Genomic DNA, 23,358 nt, shown 5'->3' with positions numbered 1-23,358 from the left:
TTTGAATTAAAAGATGTTTAAGTTTTTTTAGATAGTCTGCTTAGTGTTTCTCTGGAAACGCCCAAATAGTGAGCAATTGTAGATTTAGAAACCCTTTGAAAAAGAATTGGATATTGTTCTAAGAGCAATCCGTATTTTTCTTGAGCTGAGTTTTTGAGCAGAGAAAGTACTCTTTTTTGAAGTGCTACAAATCCGCTAAATGCTTTGCTACTATGAAATTGATGTATTTTGGGGATTTGTTGTCCCATTTTTATTCTGTTTTCATAAGTGAGTTCTAGCACAATGCAATCTTCTAAAGCTTGCACACAAATTTCGCCTTTTCCTAATTTTTTAAAAGCAGGATAATCTGAAATCCACCAATTTTCCATAGCGAACTGAACAATAAATTCTTTTCCTTCTTCATTATGAGTAAAAGCCTTTAGCAGACCTTCTACAACCAAAAATTCGGAAGTTACATTTTTACCTGTTTTGATGAGGTAATCTTTTTTTTTGATAGATTTATAAGAAAAATACGGAAGAATTAATGCAAATTCTTCGTCGCTTAAAGTGATAATTTCTTCGATGTGTTTTCTTAAAAAAGAGGCATATTCCATAATGCAAAAATACAAAAATAGAATATGCCAAAGTTTTAAGATTATTTTTTGAGAAGGTCTCTAATAGCTTCTCCAACTTTTTTTGCGGATTGTGGGTTTTGTCCGGTTACAAGTCTTTCATCTATAGTAACATGTGTTTGCCAAGGAGCCGATTTTTCGTAAATTCCGCCAACTTCTTTTAATTTGTTTTCTAATAAAAACGGAACAACTTTTGTTAATTTTACAATTTCTTCTTCTTCATTGGTGAATCCGTTTACTTTTTTACCTTCTATTAGATATTTTCCGTTGCTCAGTTTTACATTTGTTAAACCAGCTGGACCATGACAAACAGCGCCTACAACGCCATTTTTTTCATATATCTTTGTGGTAATTTTGGCGATTTCTTCATTGTATGGCAAATCCCACATTGCACCATGTCCGCCTGCGTAGAAAATTGCTTTGTAATCTTCTGGTTTTACTTCATCTGGTTTTAGGGTATTTGTTATTTTTTGATGGTAAAATTCGTTTTCCCAGAATTTTTTATTTACATCATTTTTCAAATCAAAGCCGTCAACTGGCGGATTTCCACCTTTTGGGCTAACGAAATCAATTTCATATCCTGCTTCTACCAATACTTCCCAAGGATGAGATACTTCACCTAAATAATAACCTGTTTTTTCTCCGGTATTTCCTTTAGTATCATGACTGGTAACTACAAATAAAATTTTTGGTTTCATATTTTCTATTTTTGATTGTTTATTTTGAGCTTTAAAAATATTTAATGTCATCAAAATCATTAAAAATGATATTAATATTTTTGTCTGAATATTTTTTTTCATTGATATAATTTAAGGTTGAATTTTATTTGCTAAATGTTCTAAATATAGACTTTGATAGTTGCTTATTCTTTCTTGAGTTGCATTTTTCTCAAGGTCGTGGAAGTGGAATCCTCCAATTTTTTCCATGCCTGTAAAAGCATTCATTCTATGGAAACCAAACATTACACCATTATCAACACTCGTTTGGTTGAAGAACTCTCCTTCTAAAGTAAATGCGGTTTCTGGAGCGTTCCAAGTGGTGGTTAACATGTATTTTTTACCTTGCATAGAACCTCCTTTTCCATAATTCAAATTTGGATTTTCAGATTTTCTTCCATCGCTGTAATAAATTCCTTTTCGGTGTCCTGCGGTAAGCACTAAATCCAGATATTCTTTGAATTTATGAGGCAGCCCAAACCACCAAATAGGAGTGTGGTAGATAATAATGTCGGCATTTACAAATTTTTCCACTTCTTCGTCTGCAGTATAAGGCTCGTTAATATCTGTTATATTCAGTTCGAAGCCATTTTCTTTATTAAAGAATATTTGATCCCAATCTACTAACGTTTTATTAAATTTTCCGCCAGAGTGTGCAAAATGTTGTCCGCCGTTTATTACAAAAATTTTTTTCATGAATTTTACATTTAATATTGCAAAATTATTTCATATAAAAAGAAAAAACCTGTGAGCTAGGTCACAAGTTTTATATAGAATTTGATTGAATATGATTAGGGAATATATAGAAATGTTAATTCAAACTTCTGTATTCTAAGGGAGATATGCCAACTTTTTGCTTAAAAAGTCTGGTAAAATGTTGTGGATATTTAAATCCTAATTCGTAAGCAATTTCGCTAATGGTTTTAGAGTGGTTGAAAATCCTTTCTTTAGCAAGGTCTATTATTTTTGATTGAATGTATTCTTGAGCAGATTTACCGGTTTCTTTTTTTACCAGATCACCAAAATAATTAGGAGATAAATTTAGTTTTTCTGCACAATAACTTACCGATGGAAAACCAATGCTTTGTGGTTTCTCAGAAGAAAAATAATCATTCAATAAAACCTCAAAATGCTCTAATATACCTTTGTTTTCATTATCTCGGGTAATGAATTGCCTATCGTAAAAACGATCGCAATAGTTCAGAAAAAGCTCGATGTTAGAGGCAATAAGTTTTTTGCTATGTTTGTCAATAGTCTGTTGTAGTTCAAACTGAATTTTAGCAAAACAATCCAAAATAATCTGTCTTTCTTTCTCGGAGAGGTGTAGTGCTTCATTCATTTGGTACGAAAAAAATTGATAATCTTGAATAATTTTTCCTAAAGAAGTACCGTGAATTAGGTCTGGATGAAAAATCAAAACATGCCCATGAGGTTGATAGTAAGAAGTTTCGTATTCTATATCCCAAGCTTGCCCAGGGCCAATAAAAACCAATGTTCCTTCTTGATAATCGTAGTAATTTCTACCATAACGGATGTCTCCACAAACTACATCTTTTAAAAAAATAGCATACACACCGAAATTCATTTTTACACTAGTTCCAGCTTTCCATTTACGAGGTGGGCATTTTGATAAATCTAAAATACTTACCAAAGGATGTAAAGTTTCTTGTTCACAAGAATCATTGTAATCGCTCACACTATTAAAATAAATGGTTTCGTTCATTATCTTTTTGTTTTTATAATGCAAAATTACATATTATGATTGGTTGATTTTTAAATAGTTAAGTAAATCAGTAATAATGGTAAGAAAAACCGTAATGTGTATTATTTTTGTTTCAATAAATCATCCTAAAAACAATAAAAGTTAGGCTATCTCGTTTTCTTATTGCTCTATTTTATTCCTCTTTTGCAAAAAATCTGCTCTAGAACAATTAGAGTAGATTTTTTTATGCTATGAAGTTCAATTAAATTTTATATCCTCCAGAAACTTCAATTCTTTGAGCATTAATCCATTTAGAATCTTCAGAACAAAGAAATGCAACCACGCTTCCAATGTCGTCTGGCAAACCAACTCTTCCTAAAGCTGTTTCAGAGGCAATGTGCTGGTTTAAATCTGAAATATCTCGAACAACTCCACCTCCAAAATCGGTTTCAATTGCTCCAGGTGCGATAGAATTTACTCTTATTTTTCTGCTTCCTAATTCTAAAGCTTGATATCTTGATAGAGAATCTATTGCTGCTTTCATAGCGCCATAAGCAGAATATCCTGCAAAAGAAAATCTTGCTAAACCAGAAGAAGTGTTTACAATGCTGCTTCCATCATTTAATAATGGTAATAATTTTTGAGTTAAGAAATATGGTCCCTTGAAATGAATATTTGTCATAGCGTCCACTGTTTCTTCGGTAGTTGTTTCAAAACTTTGGTTGATTCCTATTCCTGCATTATTAACCAAAGCATCTAGTTTTGCAGAATCAAATTGAGTATCCAAAATATCTTTTACTTCGTTAGCAAATTGATTGAAACCTGTTGTTGTAGAAATATCTAAAGGCAAAGCAAAGGCTTTTTGCCCCATGTTTTCAATTTCTTTTACCACTTCGTCTGCAAATTCTCTTTTTGTTTGATAGGTGAGAATTATGTGGAATCCTTTTTTTGCTAATTGTATAGCTGAATCTTTACCAAGTCCTCTACTTCCACCTGTTACTAATGCTATTTTACTTGTCATTTTTTTAATGTTTTAATTATGGGACAAAGTTGAGAAATAGTAGGATTGTCTTATTTGTATAAATCAAATGAAATTTTGCGAAAATCAAACAATTGATGTTTCTCTGTAATTTTGCGGAGATTGTTGACTGTGTTTTTTGAAAAAGTTAGAAAAATGGGCTACTTCTTCAAAACCTAGCGTAAAAGCAATTTCAGAAATATTCCATTGTGTTTGGGTGAGCAGTAATTTTGCTTCCTGAAAAATTCTACTTCCAATAATTTCGCCAGTGGTTTTTCCTGTAGTTTCTTTCAAAACTCTGTTTAAATGATTGACATGAACACCCAATATTCCTGCAAAATCAGCTGGTGTTTTTAGTTGTAAAAGTTGGCTTATGTTTTCTATTGGGAATTGTCTTTCAAGTAATTCTATAAATAGTGAAGTGGTTCTAGAAGATGCTGTTTTGTTATTTTCAATAGGTAAAATAGGTTTTAATTTTTGTCCAAAATGAATTAATTCCATTACATAATTTCTCAATAAATCATATTTGTACACATAGTCAGAGGTTATTTCTTCGTGCATTTTAAGAAAAATTGCCTCAAATTGATGGAACTGTTCTGTGGAAATTCTAAAAATAAAATCACTCTGAGGAGAGAAAACAGGAAGTTGGTCTAGTTTTACCCCAATTTTTGTGGCTGGTAAGAAATCTTTTGTGAAAACACAAAAATGCCCAGCTTGTTCTGTACAAAGATTGGTATAATTGTAAGGAATTTTTGGGGAAGCAAAGAGAATGGCACAATCTTCAATCTGAATCGTTTTGTTGGCATATTCTACTTTATTTTTACCTTTAATTAGACTTATTTTGTAGTAAGTTCTTCTGTTGTAAGGTATTTCGGTCTTTGATTTGCAATCTCTGTAGATTTCAGAAATATCAAAAACATTGAAATGACCAATATCTTTATGAATGTTTTCATTTAGAAATTGATGAATATCTGGGCAAGTATCTCCCAAAATATCCTGATAAAACTCTTTGATGGTGATTGAACTCATTTTATTTGCAAAAATCAAATGTACGGGTTTTAAATTGTTTGCAAAATATTTATCTGTAAAAATGGTATGGAAAGCAGTAATTAGTATAACAAATATTTTTTAGATTCTTTAGAAATTTGTATTCTGTAAAAGAGGTTCAAAAACATCTTAATTTTTACATTAAATAATACAAAAAATATGAAAACAAGAATTTTAGGACAAGGTTTAGAAGTGTCAGAATTAGGTTTAGGATGTATGGGATTAACATTTGGTTATGGTCCTGCAACTGATGAGAAAAATGCAATTGATTTAATTCAAAAAGCGTACGATTTAGGTATTACATTTTTCGATACAGCAGAAGCTTACAGCCAAGGCGGAAACGAAACTCTTTTGGGAAAAGCTGTAAAATCTTTTAGAGATAAAGTGGTAATTGCAACAAAATTTGGTTTCCTAGATGGTGATGCAACAAAAGGTGTTGATAGCCGACCAGAAAGAATAAGGATTGTGGTAGAAAATTCTTTGAAATATCTCGATACCGATTATATTGATTTACTTTATCAGCACAGAGTTGATCCGAATGTTCCTATGGAAGATGTTGCTGGTACAGTGAAAGATTTAATTACCGAAGGAAAAGTAAAACATTTCGGGATGAGTGAAGCAGGAGTTGATAGCATCAGAAAAGCACATGCAGTTTTACCAGTAACAGCGCTTCAAAGTGAATATTCAATGTTTTGGCGCGAACCAGAAAACGAAATTTTACCTTTGCTAGAAGAGTTGAATATTGGTTTTGTTCCATTCAGCCCGCTTGGAAAAGGATTTTTGACAGGAGCTATTAATGCAGATACAAAATTTGATGCAAGTGATTTCAGAAATATTGTTCCAAGATTTTCAGAAGAAAATAGAAAAGCAAATCAGGAATTGGTAGATCTGGTAAAAACAGTTGCCATCGAAAACAATGCAACACCATCACAAATTGCATTAAGTTGGTTATTGGCACAAAAACCATACATTGCACCAATACCAGGAACAACAAAAATCTCTCGTTTGGAAGAAAATACTGGCGCAGTACATGTTTACCTTAATGAAGACGAACTTCAAAGAATAGACAGAGCTCTAAGACAAATTAAAATTCTTGGCGAGCGTTATCCTGCTTCGTTGCAGGCAAGAGTTGGAAAATAGAAAAAGGCTGTCTCAAAAGAGGCAACCTTTTTTAAAAAGTTTTTATTTTTTTGAGCTTGCCTAATTTAATCTCAGTAATAAATGTGGCAATTAAGATAAGGCTTCCTCCCAATAATAAACGCCAAGTAAGATTTTCATCTAAAATAAAAAATGAAGCAATAGCCGCAAAAACAGGTTCAAAAAGATAAATAATGGCTACTTTTTCTGTGCTAATGTATTTTTGTGCAATATTAGAAACAGAATACATAAAAGCAGTGGAAAATAATGAACAGTAAAAAACACCAATCCAAAATTGATGATTTGTAGGAAACCAATTAGCAGATTTATCAAACAATGAAATGATCAACATTAAAATGGCACCCATTGCAAACATGGGGACTAGAGTTTGAATAATATTGTTTTTGCTTGCGAATTGTTCTACTTTTATCATGTAATAAGCAAAACCAAATGTACCAAGTAAAACATAAGCATCAGCTATATTAATGGTGAAACTTTTGGTAATAGAAATTATTCCTAAGCCAATTAAAGCTAAAATTGCAGAAAACCAGATTTTTGGTTCAATAGTAATTTTATAGAAAAGTATTTTCAAAATAGGGATAATTACTACGCAAATTCCGGCAACAAATGCACATTGAGATGCAGAAGTGTGTTTTACAATTCCTAAGGTCTGAAAATGAATGCCAAAAACAAGCGGAAAAGCTAATCCAATTCCTGTTTTTACTGAATTTTTGTTGATGTTTTTTAATTGTTTATAAAAAATTATTCCCATAGATATGGCTGCGAAAAAGAATCTGTAAAATAAGAATGTAGATTGAGATACATTTCCAATTGACATTTTTGTGACTGGGAAAGAAATTCCCCAAAAAGCAGTTCCAAGAATGAGAAGAAAAAGATATTGATTTTTTTTGTTCATTTTTTTAGATTTTTAATTTTAATTCAATTTACTTGTTAAATTTGCTTAACTAATGATTTTATTGCATTAAATGGATATACAACAGTTAAAATATTTTCTTGCTTTGTCTAAAGAGTTACACTTTTGGAACACTTCTGCCAAGATGAACATCACACAATCTGCATTGAGTCGCCAAATTCAGTCTTTGGAAAATGAATTAGGAGTTCAGTTATTTTATCGAGACAAACGAAATGTAAAACTAACGCCTGCTGGAAAATTTTTGCAAGAAAAATGGAGCGAAGAACTCAATCAAATGGAAGCTTTTCATCAGTTGGCAAAGCAAATTCATTTAGGAGAATTTGGTACTTTAAGAATTGCGCATCCAGATTCTATTTCGTCTTCTGTTTTGCCTCATTTTATAAAAAAAATTTCAGATGCTTTTCCTTATCTTACTTTAGAATTGGTTCAGCTTACCAACGAAACTCAAGAAGAATATCTTAAAAATTATAAAATAGATTTGGCTTTTTCTCGTGATGTAAATACTTCTTCAGCAATTAATGAAAAGAAATTGGGCTACGAAAACTTGTCTTTTGTAGTTCCAGAAAATCATCACTTCAAAACTTTATCAGATATTTCAGAAGAAAGTTTGAAAGACCAGAAATTTTTGTTAACAACTGGAGATTACAGCAGTAGTTATAATTTATTAGTTCAAGAAGTTATTAATACTTATCATATTAATCTAGATTCTTACATTCGTTGCGAATTTGGTTCTACCATTATTTCTTTAATTAAAAATGGCTTGGGAATTTCTATTTTGCCACATTCTTATCATCTTCATCAGAATATTGGTATTCGTTTTATTCCGTTGCCTTTTGTTACAGATTTGTATCTTCAGTGGAGAAAAGACGACCCAAATCCAATTCTTAAAAATATTCTAGAATTGGTTTAAAATTATTTAATTTTTTAAATTCAGTTTCATCATAATATCGGTTTGTTCGTCATCTCCGAGTTTAAAAATATGCTTGTCAAACTCCACAAAACCATTTTTTTGATAAAAACTAATGGCTCTTTTGTTGTTTTCCCAAACGCCAAGCCAAACGTAATTTACTTTTTTCTGCGTAGCGATTTCTATAGCTTTTTCGTAGAGAATTTGTCCAATCTTTTTACCGTGAAAATCTTTCAATACATATATTCTTTCAATTTCTAGAGCATTGTCTTCTTTTATTTCGGTTTGAGAGTTTCCTACATTTAGTTTTAAATATCCAATAACTTCGTTTTTTGATTTTGCGAAATAAAATTCAGAATTTTCGTCTTCTAGTTCTTTAGTCAGTTTTTCTTTAGAAAAGCCTTCTTCTAAGTATTTAGTCATATTTTCTTCAGAATTAGTCTCAGAAAATGTTTCAGAAAACGTCTTCTTTCCAATTTCCTGAAGCTGAAGAATATCTTTATTTGTTATAAGAGATATTGTAATTTCCATACTTATGTGTTTGTTTCTTTTATTTAAGTTTTCAGTGGCAAATGTAAAGCAAGTTCTAATGCTAAAAAATGCTATTTTTTTATTAATTAATTTGTTTTTGGCATTAATGATGATGGCAAAAAAGAAATTTTTGTAGGGCTTACAGGTTCTTTTTTCTGTGGTTCTGGCGGTTGTACTCAGTTTATTTTGAATGATGATGGTTCTAAATTGGCAAGTTTTACCGTTTCAGATTATCCTGTTGTCATCGATAATGCTAAAACGAAAGGCTACAAAGACCTTTTTATAAGAAGTGGTGGGAAATACAGAATTGTAAAATTTGATGGCAAAACGGATCCTTCTAATCCGTCTGTTCTTACAGCATTAAAAGACATTCCTGGTGATGATTTACCACGAGCTCTCAACTTCACTTATGAACCTTATCCTTGGTTTAAGTTTTAAAATATTTCATGAATCACAAAGGCGGCGGTAGATAAATTTTATCTATCGCTTTTTTATTTTTTGACGTCTGTAACCTATGTTACTGTGAGGTAAAAATCACTCTTATACTTTTGTTGAAAATTTTATATCAATGATAAGATTACTGATTTTTACCATTACATTAAGTCTATTTTCTAAAGTCTCTGCACAAGAAACAGTTTCGGTTTCTAAGGAAGAACTATTGCAAAAAGTTGCAGAAAAAAACCTTCAAGTAAAATTGGCAAACCAAGAAGTTGCCATAGCTAAAGCAGAATTGTTGCAAACCAGAGCTATGTATTTGCCCAATGTAAATGCTTCTTACACTGCAATTACTACCAATAATCCTTTGATGGCGTTTGGTTCTAGGCTCAATCAGGAGAGAATTACCATGCAGGATTTTGATCCTTCAAAACTCAATAATCCTAAAAATATTTCAAATTTTGCGACCAAATTAGAACTGCAACAACCTATCTATAACCAAGATATGGTTTATCAAAAAAAAGCAGGACAAGTAAAAACAGAGGCGCTTTCTATTAAAGCAGAGAGAACTTCAGATTATATAAAATTCGAAATTCTGAAAGCTTATATGCAGCTTCAATTGGCGTATAAAGCGGTAGAAACTTTAGAAAATGCTAAAAATACCACTCTTGCCAATAAAAAAGTAATCGATAATTATTTCAAAAACGGAATGATTCAGAAATCTGATGTTTTGTACATGGATGTGAGAGTTTCGGAGATTGAAAGTCAGTTGCAATTTGCAAAATCTAACGTGAGAAATGCCTCAGATTATATTTGTTTTTTGTTGGGAGAAGAAAATAACAATCGCATCCTAAAACCTACTGAAAAGTTAGAATATCAAAACGGAATGTTAGAAGAATCTCCTCAATTAAATTCTTCCAGAAAAGATATTCAGGCATACGAAAAATCTTTAGAAGCTTACGATTTAATGATTAAATCTGCTAAATCTAAATTTTTACCAAGATTAAATGCTTTTGGAAGTTTTGAAGTGTATGACAACAAACCTTATCAGTTCGATGCTAATGGTTATTTACTCGGATTACAATTATCTTGGAATGTTTTTGATGGATTGAAAGCCAAATCTGAACAAGAAAAATACAAAACCGAACGCATAAAAGCAGAAACCGAATTGCAACAATATACTCAGCAATCTCAACTCGAAATCAACAAAGCTTCCAGACAAGTGAAAGATGCTGATAACAAAGTAAATCTTACCAAACAGGCTTTAGAACAAGCGAAAGAAGCTTACAGAATCAGAAAAAATAGATACGACCAAGGTTTAGAAAAATCATCAGATTTATTGGTTTCAGAAACCATGATGTCTCAAAAAGAATTAGACTACAACCAAGCCATTTTCGAATACAATACAGCATTAGAATATTTTAAATTTTTGAAAAACTAGATAGAAGTTAAAAGTCAGAAGTATATTGTTAATCAATCATCAACCAACAACCATTAATCATCAACCAACAATTATGAAAAAACATATTTACACTACATTAATTTTAGGAGCAATTGCTTTGGCAAGTTGTTCCAAAGGAGAAAAATCAATAGAAAATCAAGACGCTCCAATTGCTGTTACGCTTAGTAATACCACTTTTAGCAATACTTCTTTTGCTACAGCAAGTGGTAAATTGGTTTCTAAAAATTCGGTAAACGTAAGCACCAGAATGATGGGCTACATCACATCGCTTCGTGCAGAGGTTGGTCAACATGTTTCTGCCGGACAAACTTTAGTGAGCATCAACAATACAGATATTCAGGCAAAAGGCGGACAAGCGTCTGCCGGTATTGCGCAAGCACAAGCCAATTTTAATATTGCCAAAAAAGATTACGAAAGATTTCAAAATTTATATAAAAACCAAAGTGCTTCGCAAAAAGAATTAGACGATATGCAAGCACGCTACGAAATGGCAAAAGCGGGTTTACAAGCTTCTCAAATGATGAAAAACGAAGTAAATGCGCAATACAAATATACCAATATTACAGCGCCAATTTCTGGAGTTATTACCGCTAAATTTGCCGAACAAGGAGATATGGCAAGTCCGGGAATGCCTATTCTAACCATAGAATCGCCGTCGGTTTTGCAGGCACAAGTCTTAGTTTCAGAGCAGGATATTACGCTTATAAAACAAGGAATGTCCGTGAAAGTTTTGTTGAAAAATACCAACCAACAAGTGAATGGAATTGTTTCTGAAGTAAGCCTTTCTGCTGCCAATACTGGTGGACAATACATGGTGAAAATTGCGATGCAGAATTCTAAAAATTTATTACCAGGAATGTACGTTAATGTGCAATTTCCTTTCAAAAGAAGCGGCAGTGTGAATGCAGATTTCCAAGAAGGAGTTTCTGTGCCTCAATCTGCAATTGTAGAAAAAGGTCAACTCAAAGGAATTTATACCGTGAGTTCTAGCAATACTGCAGTTCTTCGTTGGGTAAAAACAGGGAAATTAATGGGTAATGAGGTAGAAATTCTATCAGGTTTGGATGCTAAAGAACCCTACATTGTTTTCGCACAAGGAAAATTATACAACGGAGCTAAAGTTAGTGTAAAATAAGAGAAGAATTAAATTCGATTTTATAATTTTTATACAAATCTGTTATCCTGAGCGAAGTCGAAGGATTAAAACTTAAATTAAAAAAATTATGCAACAAGGATTCGCAGGACGTATCGCCGAGTTTTTCATCAATTCAAAATTAACCATTTTATTGATGATTGCGCTTATGATTATTGGCGTTTATAGTTCTACATTAATACCAAGAGAAGAAGAACCTCAGATTATCGTTCCAATGGCAGATGTAATGGTGGGTTATCCCGGCGCAAGTCCAGTGGAAGTAGAAAATCGTGTGGTAAAACCTTTAGAAAAAATTATTTCGAATATTAAAGGTGTGGAACACGTTCATTCTATGGCAATGAATGGTAGAGCCATGATTATCGTGCAATTTTATGTAGGACAAGATACCGAACGTTCTTATGTGAAATTATACGACGAATTGATGGAAAATAAAGACATCTTTCCGAAAGGTGTTTACGAACCCATGGTAAAAACCCGTTCTATAGACGATGTGCCAATGCTTGGACTCACTCTTTGGAGTGAAAAATATGATGATTATCAAATTCGACAGATTTCCGAAGAAGTAACTTCAGAAATTAAAAAAATTAAAGATGTTTCATTAACTAGTGTTATTGGAGGAAGAGCCAGACAACTCAAAGTGATTTTGGATAAAGATAAAATGGCTGAAAGCAACGTGGATGCTCTAGGCGTAATGCAGATGATACAAGCCAATAACGGAAGTTCGCAATCTGGAAGTTTTAGCAATAACGACCAAGAATTTCTTTTAACAACGGGGCAGTTTTTGGCTTCGCAAGAAGATGTAGAAAATTTGGTAGTAGGAACTTCTCAAAATATGCCCGTTTATCTGAAACAAATTGCCAAAGTAGAAGATGGAGCTGCTTCGCCAAGCAACTATGTGAGTTTTGGATATGCCAATAATGTAGAAAATGCTAAGAAATTTAAAGACGAATATCCTGCATCTACCATTTCTATTTCTAAAGTGAAAGGAGCGGATGCGATGAAGATTTCGGAGCAAATTTTAGAAAAAGTTGAGCAACTAAAGAAAACAATCATTCCGAATGACGTACACGTAGAAGTTACCAGAAACTATGGCGAAACAGCTTCTCATAAAGTTTCCGAATTATTGATGCACTTAGGTGTTGCTATTTTGGCGGTTACGATTTTGGTGATGTTAGCAATGGGCTGGCGAGGTGGTTTGGTGGTGTTTTTTTCTGTTCCTTTAACGTTTGCATTAACTTTATTTAGTTATTATATGCTAGGCTATACACTGAACAGAATTACGCTTTTTGCCCTTGTTTTTGTAGTAGGAATTGTTGTAGATGATAGTATTATTATCGCAGAAAACATGCACAGGCATTTCCACATGAAGAAATTGCCTTTCAAACAAGCGGCTATTTTCGCAATTAATGAAGTGGGGAATCCTACAATTTTGGCAACGTTTACAGTAATTGCAGCGATTTTACCAATGGCTTTTGTTTCTGGGATGATGGGACCTTACATGTCGCCAATGCCTATTGGAGCTTCCATTGCGATGATGCTTTCACTTTTTGTGGCACTAACCATTACACCATATTTAGGTTTTCATTTATTAAGATTAAAAGAAGAGCACGAACATAAAGAAGAACAAGGTTTAGAAACCGGTTGGATTTATAAATTCTACAAAAAAGTAGAACAACCGCTTTTAGATAACAGCAAAAGAAGATGGACAATGTTGGGGATTACGGTAGTTTTATTAATGATTTCGGTAATGGCGTTTTTTACCAAATGGGTTGCCGTAAAGATGCTTCCTTTTGATAATAAAAATGAAGTACAAGTGGTAATAGATATGCCGGAAGGAACTACATTAGAAAGAACCAATGCCGTAGCAAAAGAAGTAGCTCAATACCTGAAAACGGTTCCAGAAATGATAAATTATCAATCCTATGTTGGTTCTTCTGCGCCTATTACTTTTAATGGATTGGTAAGACATTACGATTTGAGAGGTGGCAGTAACACAGCAGATATTCAGGTGAATCTGTTACATAAAGAAGACCGCAGCGAACAAAGCCACGATGTTGCCAAAAAAATAAGACCCGAAATTCAAAAAATTGGTAAAAAGTACGGTGCTAATATCAAGATTGTTGAAGTTCCGCCTGGTCCGCCAGTTTTGTCAACCATAGTTGCGGAAATTTATGGTCCTAATTACGAAGACCAATTAAAAGTTGCCGACCAAGTACAGAAAATTCTTCAAAATACCGATGATGTGGTAGATGTAGATTGGATGGCTGAAGCGTCTCAAACGGAATTCAAATTGGTGGCAGATAAAGAGAAAAGTATGTTGAATGGCATTGCACCAGCTCAAATTGTTGGAAACGTAACTTATCTTTTGGGCGAGCATCCTGTATCTTATCTCTATGACGAAAAATCTTATCAACCCGTTGACATCGTCATGAAATTAAGTGATGCTGATAAAACCAACCTTCAGGATATTACCAGTTTAAAAGTAAAAGGTCAACAAGGTAATATGGTTCCTGTGGCAGATTTGGTAAAAGTAGAAAAAGATTCTTTGGCAAAAACCATTTACAGAAAAGACCAAAAAAGAGTAGCCTATGTTTTAGCAGATATGGCAGGAGGTTTAGAAAGTCCAGCGTATGCCATCTTAGGAATGGAAGACAAACTGAAAAATATCAAATTACCTGCAGGCTACAAACTGAACGAACTCTACATGAAACAACCAGACGACGAAAGCGATTTCACGGTAAAATGGGACGGAGAATGGCAAATTACCTTAGAGGTTTTCCGTGATTTAGGAGCTGCCTTTGCGGTGGTAATTATCATTATTTATATGTTGATAGTAGGTTGGTTTCAGAATTTTAAAACACCAATGGTCATGATGGTCGCCATTCCGCTTTCTTTGGTGGGTATTGTTTTAGGACATTGGTTGTTAGGAGCGTTTTTCACTGCTACATCTTTTATTGGGATGATTGCTTTAGCGGGAGTAATGGTTAGAAATTCGGTGTTGTTAATCGATTTTATAGAAATTAGATTGAATGAAGGCATCCCTATAAAACAAGCAATTATAGATGCCGGAGCGGTAAGAACCACCCCAATTTTGTTAACTACAGGTGCGGTAGTGATAGGAGCAATAATTATTCTATTCGACCCTATTTTCCAAGGATTGGCAATTTCTTTGGTGTTCGGAGCAATAGTTTCTACACTGTTAACTTTAATTGTAGTACCATTGATTTATTATATGTCTGAAAAGAAAAAATGGGAAAAAATTCAAGCCGAAAATGATTTAGAATTTAATGAAAATGATTCAGAAATTAAATCCAACGAACTCTAAATCTCATCAACCATCAACCATCAACCAACAACCATCATTATGAAACTACTATTAATTACCACCATCAAAGAATTTGAGAAGAATGTAAAAAATCTTTTGGTAAATTCTGGCGTTAGTGTATTTTCTTACACCGCAGTAAAAGGTTACAAAGCAGACCAAAAAGCAACTGTTGACAATTGGTTTGCCGCAGAAATTACCGAAAGCAATTCGCTTATGTTTATGGCATTTGTAGAAGAAGATAGGATAGATCACATCTATGCAAAGGTGAGCACATTCAATACCAAGCAAGAGTTTCAATCTAAAATACACATCGCAACTCTAGAAATAGAAAAATCAATTTAAAGAATATGAAGACAAGAATTATACACGCAGTAGCTGGTTTTTTGGTACTCTTGAGCCTTATTTTAGGCTTAAAAATAAGCGGAAACTGGTTCTATTTAACAGGTTTTGTAGGTTTAAATTTATTTCAATCTGCATTTACCAACTGGTGCTTACTCGAAAAAATATTAAAGAAATTCGGGATAGAAGATTAATGGTTTCTCCATTATAAATGAAAGCTGTAAGAGATAGTTCTTGCAGCTTTTTTTACCCTTTTTGCATTCTATTTACAACAATGGTAATGCAGAAAGGGTTTGTTTATTTCTTAAATCTTTCGAGTCATACTTTTAATTATATTCTCTAAATTTATTGGCAGAATCTAATGTAAATAATTATTTAAATAAAAATCAAGAAAATGAGTTGAGTCATTTGATATACTTTATTAAATTTAGTATTTACAAAGATGATTTCAGGATTGTCAGAATTAAATTTAATAGAGAAAGAATATTGGCAATTCTAGGGTAATTTAAAGTTGGTTTGCCCCGTCGGAACTCCCGACGAAGAGAACTAGAGTTGGTTTGCTCCGTCGGAACTCCCGCCGATGAGAACTGAAGTTGGTTTGCCCCGTCGGAACTCCCGACAATAAGAACTAGAGTTGGTTTAGACTTTCCCAACTTGGGACGAGGAGAAATTACTTTGGATTAAGTTTTCCCAAAAATATTTACTTAGAATGAAATTATTCGGGATTTAAATTCATCTCAATTTTTATCAATTTAACCACAATATTGGATGAGGTTGGTTTATTTTTGGTGCTGATTTTTATTTTTTCATCAAAAACACTACTTTTACCCTATTAAATTTAATGAAAAATGAAATTATCTATGTTATTTGTTTCATTAGTGGCGTCTTTGGTAATGTTCAGTTGCGCTTCTAACAATCTTTCTTACGAAGGGAAAGCCTTCAAAAATGCTTATGCAAGTATAAAAGCAGACGAATTAAAGAAAAATCTTATGGTGATTGCTTCAGACGAGATGCAAGGTAGAGATACCGGCTCCGAAGGACAAAAAGCTGCTGGAAAATACATGATTAATTTTTACAAAAATCTAGGAGTTTCTTATCCTAAAGCGTTGGGAAGTTATTATCAAATCGTTCCTAAGGAAGCACTCAAAACAAGAAGAGGAGATTTGCCAGAATCTGAGAATATCTTAGCTTTTATAGAAGGTACAGAAAAACCCGAAGAAATTATTGTGGTTTCTGCTCATTACGACCACGTAGGAACCAAGGATGGTGTAGTTTATAACGGAGCAGACGACGATGGCAGCGGAACTGTGGCTGTAATGGAAATTGCAGAAGCTTTTCAAGAAGCTAAAAAAGCAGGAAAAGGACCAAAACGTTCTATTTTGTTTCTTCATGTGACGGGAGAAGAACATGGTTTGTTGGGTTCTAAATATTATTCGGATAATCCTGTTTTTGATATGAAAAATACGGTAGTTGACCTTAATATTGACATGATTGGAAGAAGTGATAAAGAAAATGAAGGGAAAGATTATGTGTATGTTATCGGTTCTGAAATGCTTTCGTCTCAGTTAAAGGTGATAAACGAAGCGGCTAATAAAATTACACACAATTTAGAACTCAATTATAAATACGACGACCCTAATGATACTCAACGTTTGTATTATAGAAGCGACCATTATAATTTTGCAAAACATGGCGTTCCGGTTGCATTTTTCTTTGACGGAATTCATGCAGATTATCATCAGCCAACAGACGACCCAGAGAAAATAGATTATCCGTTATTGCAAAAACGTGCACAATTGGTTTTCGCTACTGCTTGGGAATTGGCGAATCGTAATGATAGAATTGTGGTAGATAAAAAGTAGTTATAGAATTGTAGAATTAGAGAAAATAAAAATTCTTAAAAAAAATAAATTAACTCTACAACTCTATCACTCAACCATTCTCTCATTCTCCCACTCAGATAGTAGCCCCACCAAGAATCGAACTTGGATCTAAAGTTTAGGAAACTTCTATTCTATCCATTGAACTATGAGGCCGAGGCACAAAATTAAAGAATTATAAAGTTAAAATCAGGCATTATGTCTGATTTTTTTATGACTTTAATCAACAATAAAAATAAAAGAAACGCTTCTTTAGAAAGCGTTTCAGTAGATAAAGACATCTCATTTTTTTTAATTACACCAAAAAGAAAAGGGAAGCCGACGATGCTTCCCTTAAATTTTTATCTCAAATTTAATTGTGATTTCTGTTGTGTTTGGTAAAGAAAATTTCATAACCTTAATTTTCTGTACTAAAATTACAATTTATTTTGAATCAGTGTATTAACTGAATGTTAATATTCACATTTTGTTCACAATTTTTTTTGTGGATTGTTGCAATTAAATTCTAAAACTTCATCGTCAGATTATAATTTCTCTTTCACAAACTTAGCTGTTCTAGAGGTTTTATCTTTTGCTAAATCTTCGGGAGTTCCTGCAAAAACTACTTCGCCACCGTGTTTCCCTGCATCTGGACCAATGTCTATAATGTAATCGGCAGATTTTATAATGTCTGGTTGGTGTTCTATCACAATTACAGAATGTCCCAAACCAATTAAAGCTTGCAGAGATTTTAATAATTTATCAATATCGTGAAAGTGCAATCCTGTACTTGGTTCGTCAAATACAAAAAGCGTTTTTTCGGTTGTAGCACCTTTCACTAAAAACGAAGCCAATTTTACACGTTGCGCTTCACCGCCAGAAAGAGTAGAAGAGCTTTGCCCGAGTTGTAAATATCCCAAACCAACGTCTTGAAGCGGTTTCAGTTTGGTAACAATTTTTTCTTCGTGGTTTTCAGAGAAAAATTCTAGCGCTTCATCTACGGTCATGTGTAATATGTCCGAAATGTTCTTTTCGTCGTATTTTACTTCTAGAATTTCGTCTTTAAAACGAGTTCCGTGGCAATGTTCGCATTCTAATTCAATGTCTGCCATAAATTGCATAGAAACGGTAATTACGCCTTCGCCTTTGCATTCGTCGCACCTTCCGCCATCTACGTTGAAGGAGAAATGTTTTGGTTTTAAACCTTGAACTTTTGCCGATTTTTGTTTCGAAAAAAGGTCTCTAATATCGTCATAAGCCTTCAAATACGTTACAGGATTAGAACGAGACGATTTTCCGATTGGGTTTTGGTCTATAAGTTCAATATTTTGAATTACTTTTTTAGAAAATTCCACCGAATCGTAATCTGCTTTTTTACCGCCCATTTCTAATTCTATCTGAACAGCATTGGTCAGAATTTCTTTCATTAAAGTAGATTTTCCACTTCCCGAAACTCCCGAAATAACAGTGAGAACTTCCAACGGAACATCTACATCAATATTTTTAAGATTATTCTGTCTTGCTCCTTTTATTTTAATGAATTCTTTTGGTTTTCTTCTGGTTTTAGGGACTTCAATTTCTAATCTTCCGGTTAAATATTTAGAAGTTAAAGTGTCTGCATTTTTCAATTCCTCGAAATTTCCTGCAAAAACCAATTCGCCTCCCAAAAATCCTGCTTCAGGGCCAATATCAATGATATAATCTGCGGCGCGCATCACGTCTTCATCGTGTTCTACCACAATCACCGTATTTCCTAAATCTCGAAGATTTTTCAGCACTTCAATTAAATTTTCGGTGTCTCTGGAGTGCAAACCAATACTTGGCTCGTCTAGAATATAAATACTTCCCACCAAAGAACTTCCGAGCGAAGTTGCCAAGTTTATTCTTTGTGATTCTCCACCAGAAAGCGTATTAGATGTTCTGTTTAAGGTTAAATATCCTAAGCCAACTTTATTTAAAAATTCTAATCTCGAAGTAATTTCATAGGTTAATCTTTTTGCGATTTCGGCATCGTGTTTATTCAGTATTAAAGATTTTACCAAAGGCAAAAGTTCGTCTAAAGGCAATTCTATTAGGTCTTGAATGTTATGTCCGTCTATTTTTACATATTCCGTTTCAGGGCGAAGACGTTTTCCTTCGCAAGTAGGGCAAGTTGTTTTTCCTCGGTATCTCGAAAGCATTACTCTATATTGAATTTTATAGAGATTTTCTTCCAACATTTTAAAGAAATTGTCAATATTTGGGAAATTTTTATTTTTTTCGCCTCTCCAAAGGTAATTTTTTTGTTCTTTGGTCAATTGATGATAAGGCTTATGAATAGGGAAATCTTTAGCTTTTTTAATGAAGTCTTTTTTCCATTCGCTCATGGTTTCGCCTCGCCAACAAGCTACAGCATCTTCGAAAACGGATAAATTTTTGTTAGGGATTACCAAATCTTCATCAATTCCGATTACTTTTCCGTAGCCTTCACACTCCGGACAAGCTCCGTAAGGATTGTTAAAACTGAAAAAATGTACATTCGGTTCGTTGAAGGTGATTCCATCGAGTTCAAATTTATTCGAAAATTCTTTTACATTTCCGCTTTCTGTTTCTTTTAGAGAACAAGTTCCCATTCCTTCGTAAAATGCCATTTGAACAGAATCTGCCAATCTTTGAAGAAAATTTTCATCATTTTCGTAAGAAAATCTATCTATTGCAAGATTAATTTCCATGTTTTCTTCAGGTACAAAACCGAAACTTTCTAAATCTTCAATAGTGGCTAAATTTCCAGAAACTTCTAATCTTGTAAAACCAGAAAGTTTGAGGGTTTTAAGTTGTTCTTTAAATTTTTTAGGAATAAATTGAAGCGGAGCTCTTAGTAAAAATGTTTTACCTTCGTTTTTTGCGATATAATCTATAACATCTGTCACCGAATCTTTTTTTACTTCGTCTCCGGAAATGGGAGAGAAGGTTCTGCCAACTCTTGCAAAAAAAAGTTTTATGTAATCGTAAATTTCTGTAGAAGTACCAACCGTAGAACGAGGATTGCTAGAAATAACTTTCTGCTGAATGGCGATAGAAGGTGCTAAACCTTTAATGTCATCTATTTTTGGTTTTTCTAATTTCCCTAAGAACTGACGGGCGTAAGAACTCAAACTTTCTACATATCTGCGTTGTCCTTCGGCATAAATAGTATCAAAAGCAAGCGAAGATTTTCCGCTTCCCGAAACGCCGGTTATTACGATTAATTTATTCTTCGGAATCAGCACATCTATGTGTTTCAGATTGTTGAGATGTGCGTTTTTAACGAAAATATATTTTTTAATATCAATATCTTGTGTTGTAGCCATAGTGTAAAAAAAGACTTACAAAAATACAGAATTTTTTTCGGAAAAGGAGGGCAGATTGTTGCTAAAATTGTGATAAAAATATTAAACAGACATTTGGATTTTTAAAAATAAATAACAATCTTTGTAGTTCAAATTGTAATTTAAATCGTTATGAAAAAATTCATTAATCATTTGATTGCACATTTGATGAAAATGAGATAATTATCTTTAATTATCGAGAAAAAAGGAAAGGTTCAACAGATTGTTGTTCCTTTTTTTTGTTTTTAAGAATGAAAGTTTTTTTTGCTTTCTGAAAAATTCGCATAAATTTGCCCGATTTTTTATTAAAAATAAAATATGAAAAAACTGATTGTAAGTATAGCCTTATTGACTACAGTTTCGGCATTTAAAGCGCAAGAAAAAGGCATTGAAGAAGTGACAATTACAGGTAAATTGATGGATTTGCCACTTAAAAAAAGCAGTGTAAATGTTACGATTATAGATAAAGCTCAAATTCAAAATTCTGCAGCACAAAGTTTAGAAGAAGTTTTGGCATATTACACCGGAATGGATATTAGAAAACGTGGTGCAAATGGTGTGCAAACAGATTTGTCGATTAGAGGAAGTAGTTTCGAACAAGTTTTGCTCTTAGTAAATGGAGTAAGAATGGCGGATTCTCAAACGGGTCACAATGCGATGAATCTTCCTTTTGACTTGGCTTCTGTAGAAAAAATAGAAATTCTGAAAGGTACTGCTGCCAGAGGTTTTGGTAATGGTGCGTATGCTGGTGTTGTAAATATAATTACGAAACCAAATAATACAGATAACATTATTGTAAGAGGCGAAGGTGGCGATTTTAATAGTTACGCTTACGGAGCTGCTTCTAATTTCGGAACTGAAAAGTTTAGAAATTTTATCCAAGTAAATAATTCTGAATCTGATGGTTATAGATATAATACAGATTATAAAATTAAAAATATTTGGTATCAAAATAACCTTGCCATTAAAGACGGAAATTTAAAATTAATGGCGGGAATTCAAGAGAAAAAATTTGGAGCAAACGGTTTCTATGCTTCGCCAGCGGCTAAAGACCAGTATGAAGAAGTGCAAGTTTCTTTGGTTTCGGCAATTTTGGAAAAGAAACTTTCGGAAAATATTAATTTCAATGCAAAAACTTACTGGAGAAGAGCTCAGGACATGTATTTGTTCCTAAGAAATAATCCGTCTTATTACAGAAATATGCACATCGGAAATAATATTGGACTAGATGTAAGTGCTAATTTTAAATCAAAATTAGGGATTACAGGAGTTGGTGCAGATGTAAGAAAAGAGTTTTTGGCGAGCAGCAGATTAGGAAGTAGAGAAAGATTTGTTTCTCAGGCGTTTTTAGAACATCATTTTTCTTTATTTAATGAAAGTTTAAATATTTCACCAGGAATTTCTTGGACTAAATTCAGTGACGGGAAAGATTATTTCTTGCCAGGAATTGATGTAAGTTACAACGAGGATAATAATAAATTTTATGCAAATTTTGCTAAAGTAAACAGAATTCCTACTTATACAGATTTGTATTACACGAGTCTTACAGAACAAGGAAATCCTGATTTGAAAGCTGAAACTGCTTGGTCTGGAGAGTTTGGTTATCAATATCAAGATGGGCAAAATTTCTTAAAATACAGTATGTTTTGGAGAAAAACTACCAATGCAATTGATTGGCAAAAAGCAACTTCTACTTCGCCTTGGACTGCGCAAAATGTAGGAACTCTGGAAACTAAAGGTTTTGAAGTGGAAGCTAATCATCAAGTTAACAATTGGTTAGGGTATTCTTTTGGATATACATATCTCGAAAATCAACATTTGGATGATAAAATTGCTTCCAGATATTCTTTAGATAATCTAAGACATCAATTTGTAGCAAAACTTAAAAATAATTACAAAGGATTAGTTAATGAATTGATTTATAGATACAATGAAAGAGTGAATCTTGGGAGTTATAATCTTTTAGATGATAAAATAAGTTATCAATTCAAGAATTTTAATGTGTATGTTTTGGTAAATAACATTACGAATTCAGAATATGTAGAAACATCTTTGGTGCCAATGCCAGGAAGGTGGTTTCATGCAGGATTTACGTATAATATCAAATTGAAATAAATAAAAGCCGAATCTTATGATTTGGCTTTTTTTTTTAAATTAATTGATTTATTTTGAAAAAAAAGATAAAAATTCTACATTTACATAACTTTTAAAAAATTATAACCAATGAAAAGAATTTTAATTTTATTTTTTGTTTTAAATATTATTTTGGGGTTTTCTCAAGATTTTAAAAAAATAATTGCACAGAATACTTGTAAATGTGTGAACGATATTAATAAAGAAAAATTAACTAAAAAACAAATAGAATTTCAATTTGGAGTTTGCCTGTTTAAGGTGGCTAAGCCTTATAAAACAGAAATTAATAAAGAATATGGAATTGATATTACGGATTTTTCTAAGAAGGATGATATGTACAAATTGGGTACAGAAATTGGCTTATTAATGGCTCAAGAATGTCCTGATGTTTTCTCTACATTTGTTCCAGATGAACAAGAAGAAAAGAGTGTTGAAGTAGATTCTAGTGAAGAGCTTATGAATGGAGAAATAACCAAGATTGAAAAAGAAAATTTTTTAGTCTTTTATATGAAAGGAGATAATAATATTCTTACCAAAATATATTGGATTTCTAATGTTAACTCTAATATAGAATTGGAGAAAAAATATAACGAATTGATTGGTAGGAAAGTAAATGTTAGTTATTACTCTGCAGATATCTTTGATTATAGAATTAATGAATATAGAAAAATCAATATTTTATCAATGTTGAAAACTGAATAA

Annotated in this window: 20 protein-coding genes and 1 tRNA gene; 11 read left to right on the top strand and 10 right to left on the bottom strand. The window is 32.8% G+C overall.

Annotated elements, in window-relative coordinates:
* Positions 1–17: 17 nt before the first annotated feature.
* From QM746_RS12775 to QM746_RS12750, 6 genes are all read right to left on the bottom strand, one after another.
* Entirely contained in the window at positions 18–593 is a 576-nt protein-coding gene (locus tag QM746_RS12775; protein WP_414984583.1) for a Crp/Fnr family transcriptional regulator, read from the bottom strand.
* Between the two features lie 41 nt (positions 594–634).
* Positions 635–1,309, bottom strand: coding sequence for a type 1 glutamine amidotransferase domain-containing protein (locus QM746_RS12770; protein ID WP_414984582.1), 675 nt, complete (start codon positions 1,307–1,309; stop codon positions 635–637).
* Positions 1,310–1,420: 111 nt separating this feature from the next.
* Positions 1,421–2,023, bottom strand: a complete 603-nt coding sequence (locus QM746_RS12765; RefSeq protein ID WP_414984581.1) for an NAD(P)H-dependent oxidoreductase — start codon at positions 2,021–2,023, stop codon at positions 1,421–1,423.
* Between the two features lie 115 nt (positions 2,024–2,138).
* On the bottom strand, positions 2,139–3,050 hold the full coding sequence (locus tag QM746_RS12760) for a helix-turn-helix domain-containing protein (protein WP_414984580.1): 912 nt from the start codon (positions 3,048–3,050) through the stop codon (positions 2,139–2,141).
* Between the two features lie 241 nt (positions 3,051–3,291).
* Positions 3,292–4,050, bottom strand: coding sequence for an SDR family NAD(P)-dependent oxidoreductase (locus QM746_RS12755; protein WP_414984579.1), 759 nt, complete (start codon positions 4,048–4,050; stop codon positions 3,292–3,294).
* Between the two features lie 84 nt (positions 4,051–4,134).
* Positions 4,135–5,076: a helix-turn-helix domain-containing protein gene (locus tag QM746_RS12750; RefSeq protein ID WP_414984578.1), complete on the bottom strand. Its 942-nt coding sequence runs from the start codon at positions 5,074–5,076 to the stop codon at positions 4,135–4,137.
* Between the two features lie 177 nt (positions 5,077–5,253).
* On the opposite strand from QM746_RS12750, the gene QM746_RS12745 reads away from it, so the two are divergent.
* The gene (locus QM746_RS12745) at positions 5,254–6,234 is read left to right on the top strand and encodes an aldo/keto reductase (protein ID WP_414984577.1); all 981 of its coding nucleotides are present in this window, start codon (positions 5,254–5,256) and stop codon (positions 6,232–6,234) included.
* Positions 6,235–6,265: 31 nt separating this feature from the next.
* Here QM746_RS12745 and QM746_RS12740 read toward each other — a convergent pair whose 3' ends face one another.
* Positions 6,266–7,147: a DMT family transporter gene (locus QM746_RS12740; RefSeq protein ID WP_414984576.1), complete on the bottom strand. Its 882-nt coding sequence runs from the start codon at positions 7,145–7,147 to the stop codon at positions 6,266–6,268.
* 70 nt (positions 7,148–7,217) lie between these two features.
* On the opposite strand from QM746_RS12740, the gene QM746_RS12735 reads away from it, so the two are divergent.
* Positions 7,218–8,075, top strand: coding sequence for a LysR family transcriptional regulator (locus QM746_RS12735; RefSeq protein WP_414984575.1), 858 nt, complete (start codon positions 7,218–7,220; stop codon positions 8,073–8,075).
* Between the two features lie 6 nt (positions 8,076–8,081).
* Here the strand turns inward: QM746_RS12735 and QM746_RS12730 are convergent, their stop codons facing one another.
* A complete protein-coding gene (locus QM746_RS12730; protein ID WP_414984574.1) occupies positions 8,082–8,603 on the bottom strand; it encodes a GNAT family N-acetyltransferase in 522 nt (173 codons plus the stop codon).
* Positions 8,604–8,810: 207 nt separating this feature from the next.
* On the opposite strand from QM746_RS12730, the gene QM746_RS12725 reads away from it, so the two are divergent.
* The 7 genes from QM746_RS12725 to QM746_RS12695 all read left to right on the top strand — a co-directional run bounded on the left by QM746_RS12725 (position 8,811) and on the right by QM746_RS12695 (position 17,179).
* The gene (locus QM746_RS12725) at positions 8,811–9,041 is read left to right on the top strand and encodes a hypothetical protein (protein WP_414984573.1); all 231 of its coding nucleotides are present in this window, start codon (positions 8,811–8,813) and stop codon (positions 9,039–9,041) included.
* A 130-nt stretch (positions 9,042–9,171) separates the two neighbouring features.
* Complete coding sequence (locus QM746_RS12720; RefSeq protein ID WP_414984572.1) at positions 9,172–10,479, top strand: TolC family protein; 1,308 nt, start codon at positions 9,172–9,174, stop codon at positions 10,477–10,479.
* 73 nt (positions 10,480–10,552) lie between these two features.
* The gene (locus tag QM746_RS12715; protein WP_414984571.1) at positions 10,553–11,635 is read left to right on the top strand and encodes an efflux RND transporter periplasmic adaptor subunit; all 1,083 of its coding nucleotides are present in this window, start codon (positions 10,553–10,555) and stop codon (positions 11,633–11,635) included.
* Between the two features lie 88 nt (positions 11,636–11,723).
* Positions 11,724–14,978 (top strand): efflux RND transporter permease subunit, encoded by a 3,255-nt coding sequence (locus tag QM746_RS12710; protein ID WP_414984570.1) that lies wholly within the window; start codon positions 11,724–11,726, stop codon positions 14,976–14,978.
* 39 nt (positions 14,979–15,017) lie between these two features.
* Positions 15,018–15,320, top strand: coding sequence for a hypothetical protein (locus QM746_RS12705; protein ID WP_414984569.1), 303 nt, complete (start codon positions 15,018–15,020; stop codon positions 15,318–15,320).
* Positions 15,321–15,325: 5 nt separating this feature from the next.
* Positions 15,326–15,511: a DUF2892 domain-containing protein gene (locus tag QM746_RS12700; RefSeq protein WP_414984568.1), complete on the top strand. Its 186-nt coding sequence runs from the start codon at positions 15,326–15,328 to the stop codon at positions 15,509–15,511.
* 654 nt (positions 15,512–16,165) lie between these two features.
* A complete protein-coding gene (locus QM746_RS12695) occupies positions 16,166–17,179 on the top strand; it encodes a M28 family metallopeptidase (RefSeq protein ID WP_414984567.1) in 1,014 nt (337 codons plus the stop codon).
* A gap of 102 nt (positions 17,180–17,281) precedes the next feature.
* Here the strand turns inward: QM746_RS12695 and QM746_RS12690 are convergent.
* Positions 17,282–17,353 (bottom strand) — tRNA-Arg (locus tag QM746_RS12690).
* Between the two features lie 368 nt (positions 17,354–17,721).
* On the bottom strand, positions 17,722–20,505 hold the full coding sequence (gene uvrA, locus QM746_RS12685) for an excinuclease ABC subunit UvrA (protein WP_414984566.1): 2,784 nt from the start codon (positions 20,503–20,505) through the stop codon (positions 17,722–17,724).
* A gap of 336 nt (positions 20,506–20,841) precedes the next feature.
* Here uvrA and QM746_RS12680 point away from each other — a divergent pair, with 336 nt between their 5' ends.
* Positions 20,842–22,638, top strand: coding sequence for a TonB-dependent receptor plug domain-containing protein (locus QM746_RS12680; protein ID WP_414984565.1), 1,797 nt, complete (start codon positions 20,842–20,844; stop codon positions 22,636–22,638).
* A gap of 108 nt (positions 22,639–22,746) precedes the next feature.
* Entirely contained in the window at positions 22,747–23,358 is a 612-nt protein-coding gene (locus QM746_RS12675) for a hypothetical protein (protein WP_414984564.1), read from the top strand.

The sequence above is a fragment of the Cloacibacterium sp. genome, from assembly GCF_047601505.1.
Lineage (GTDB): Bacteria > Bacteroidota > Bacteroidia > Flavobacteriales > Weeksellaceae > Cloacibacterium.
This window is presented reverse-complemented; position numbering and strand designations above follow the sequence as displayed.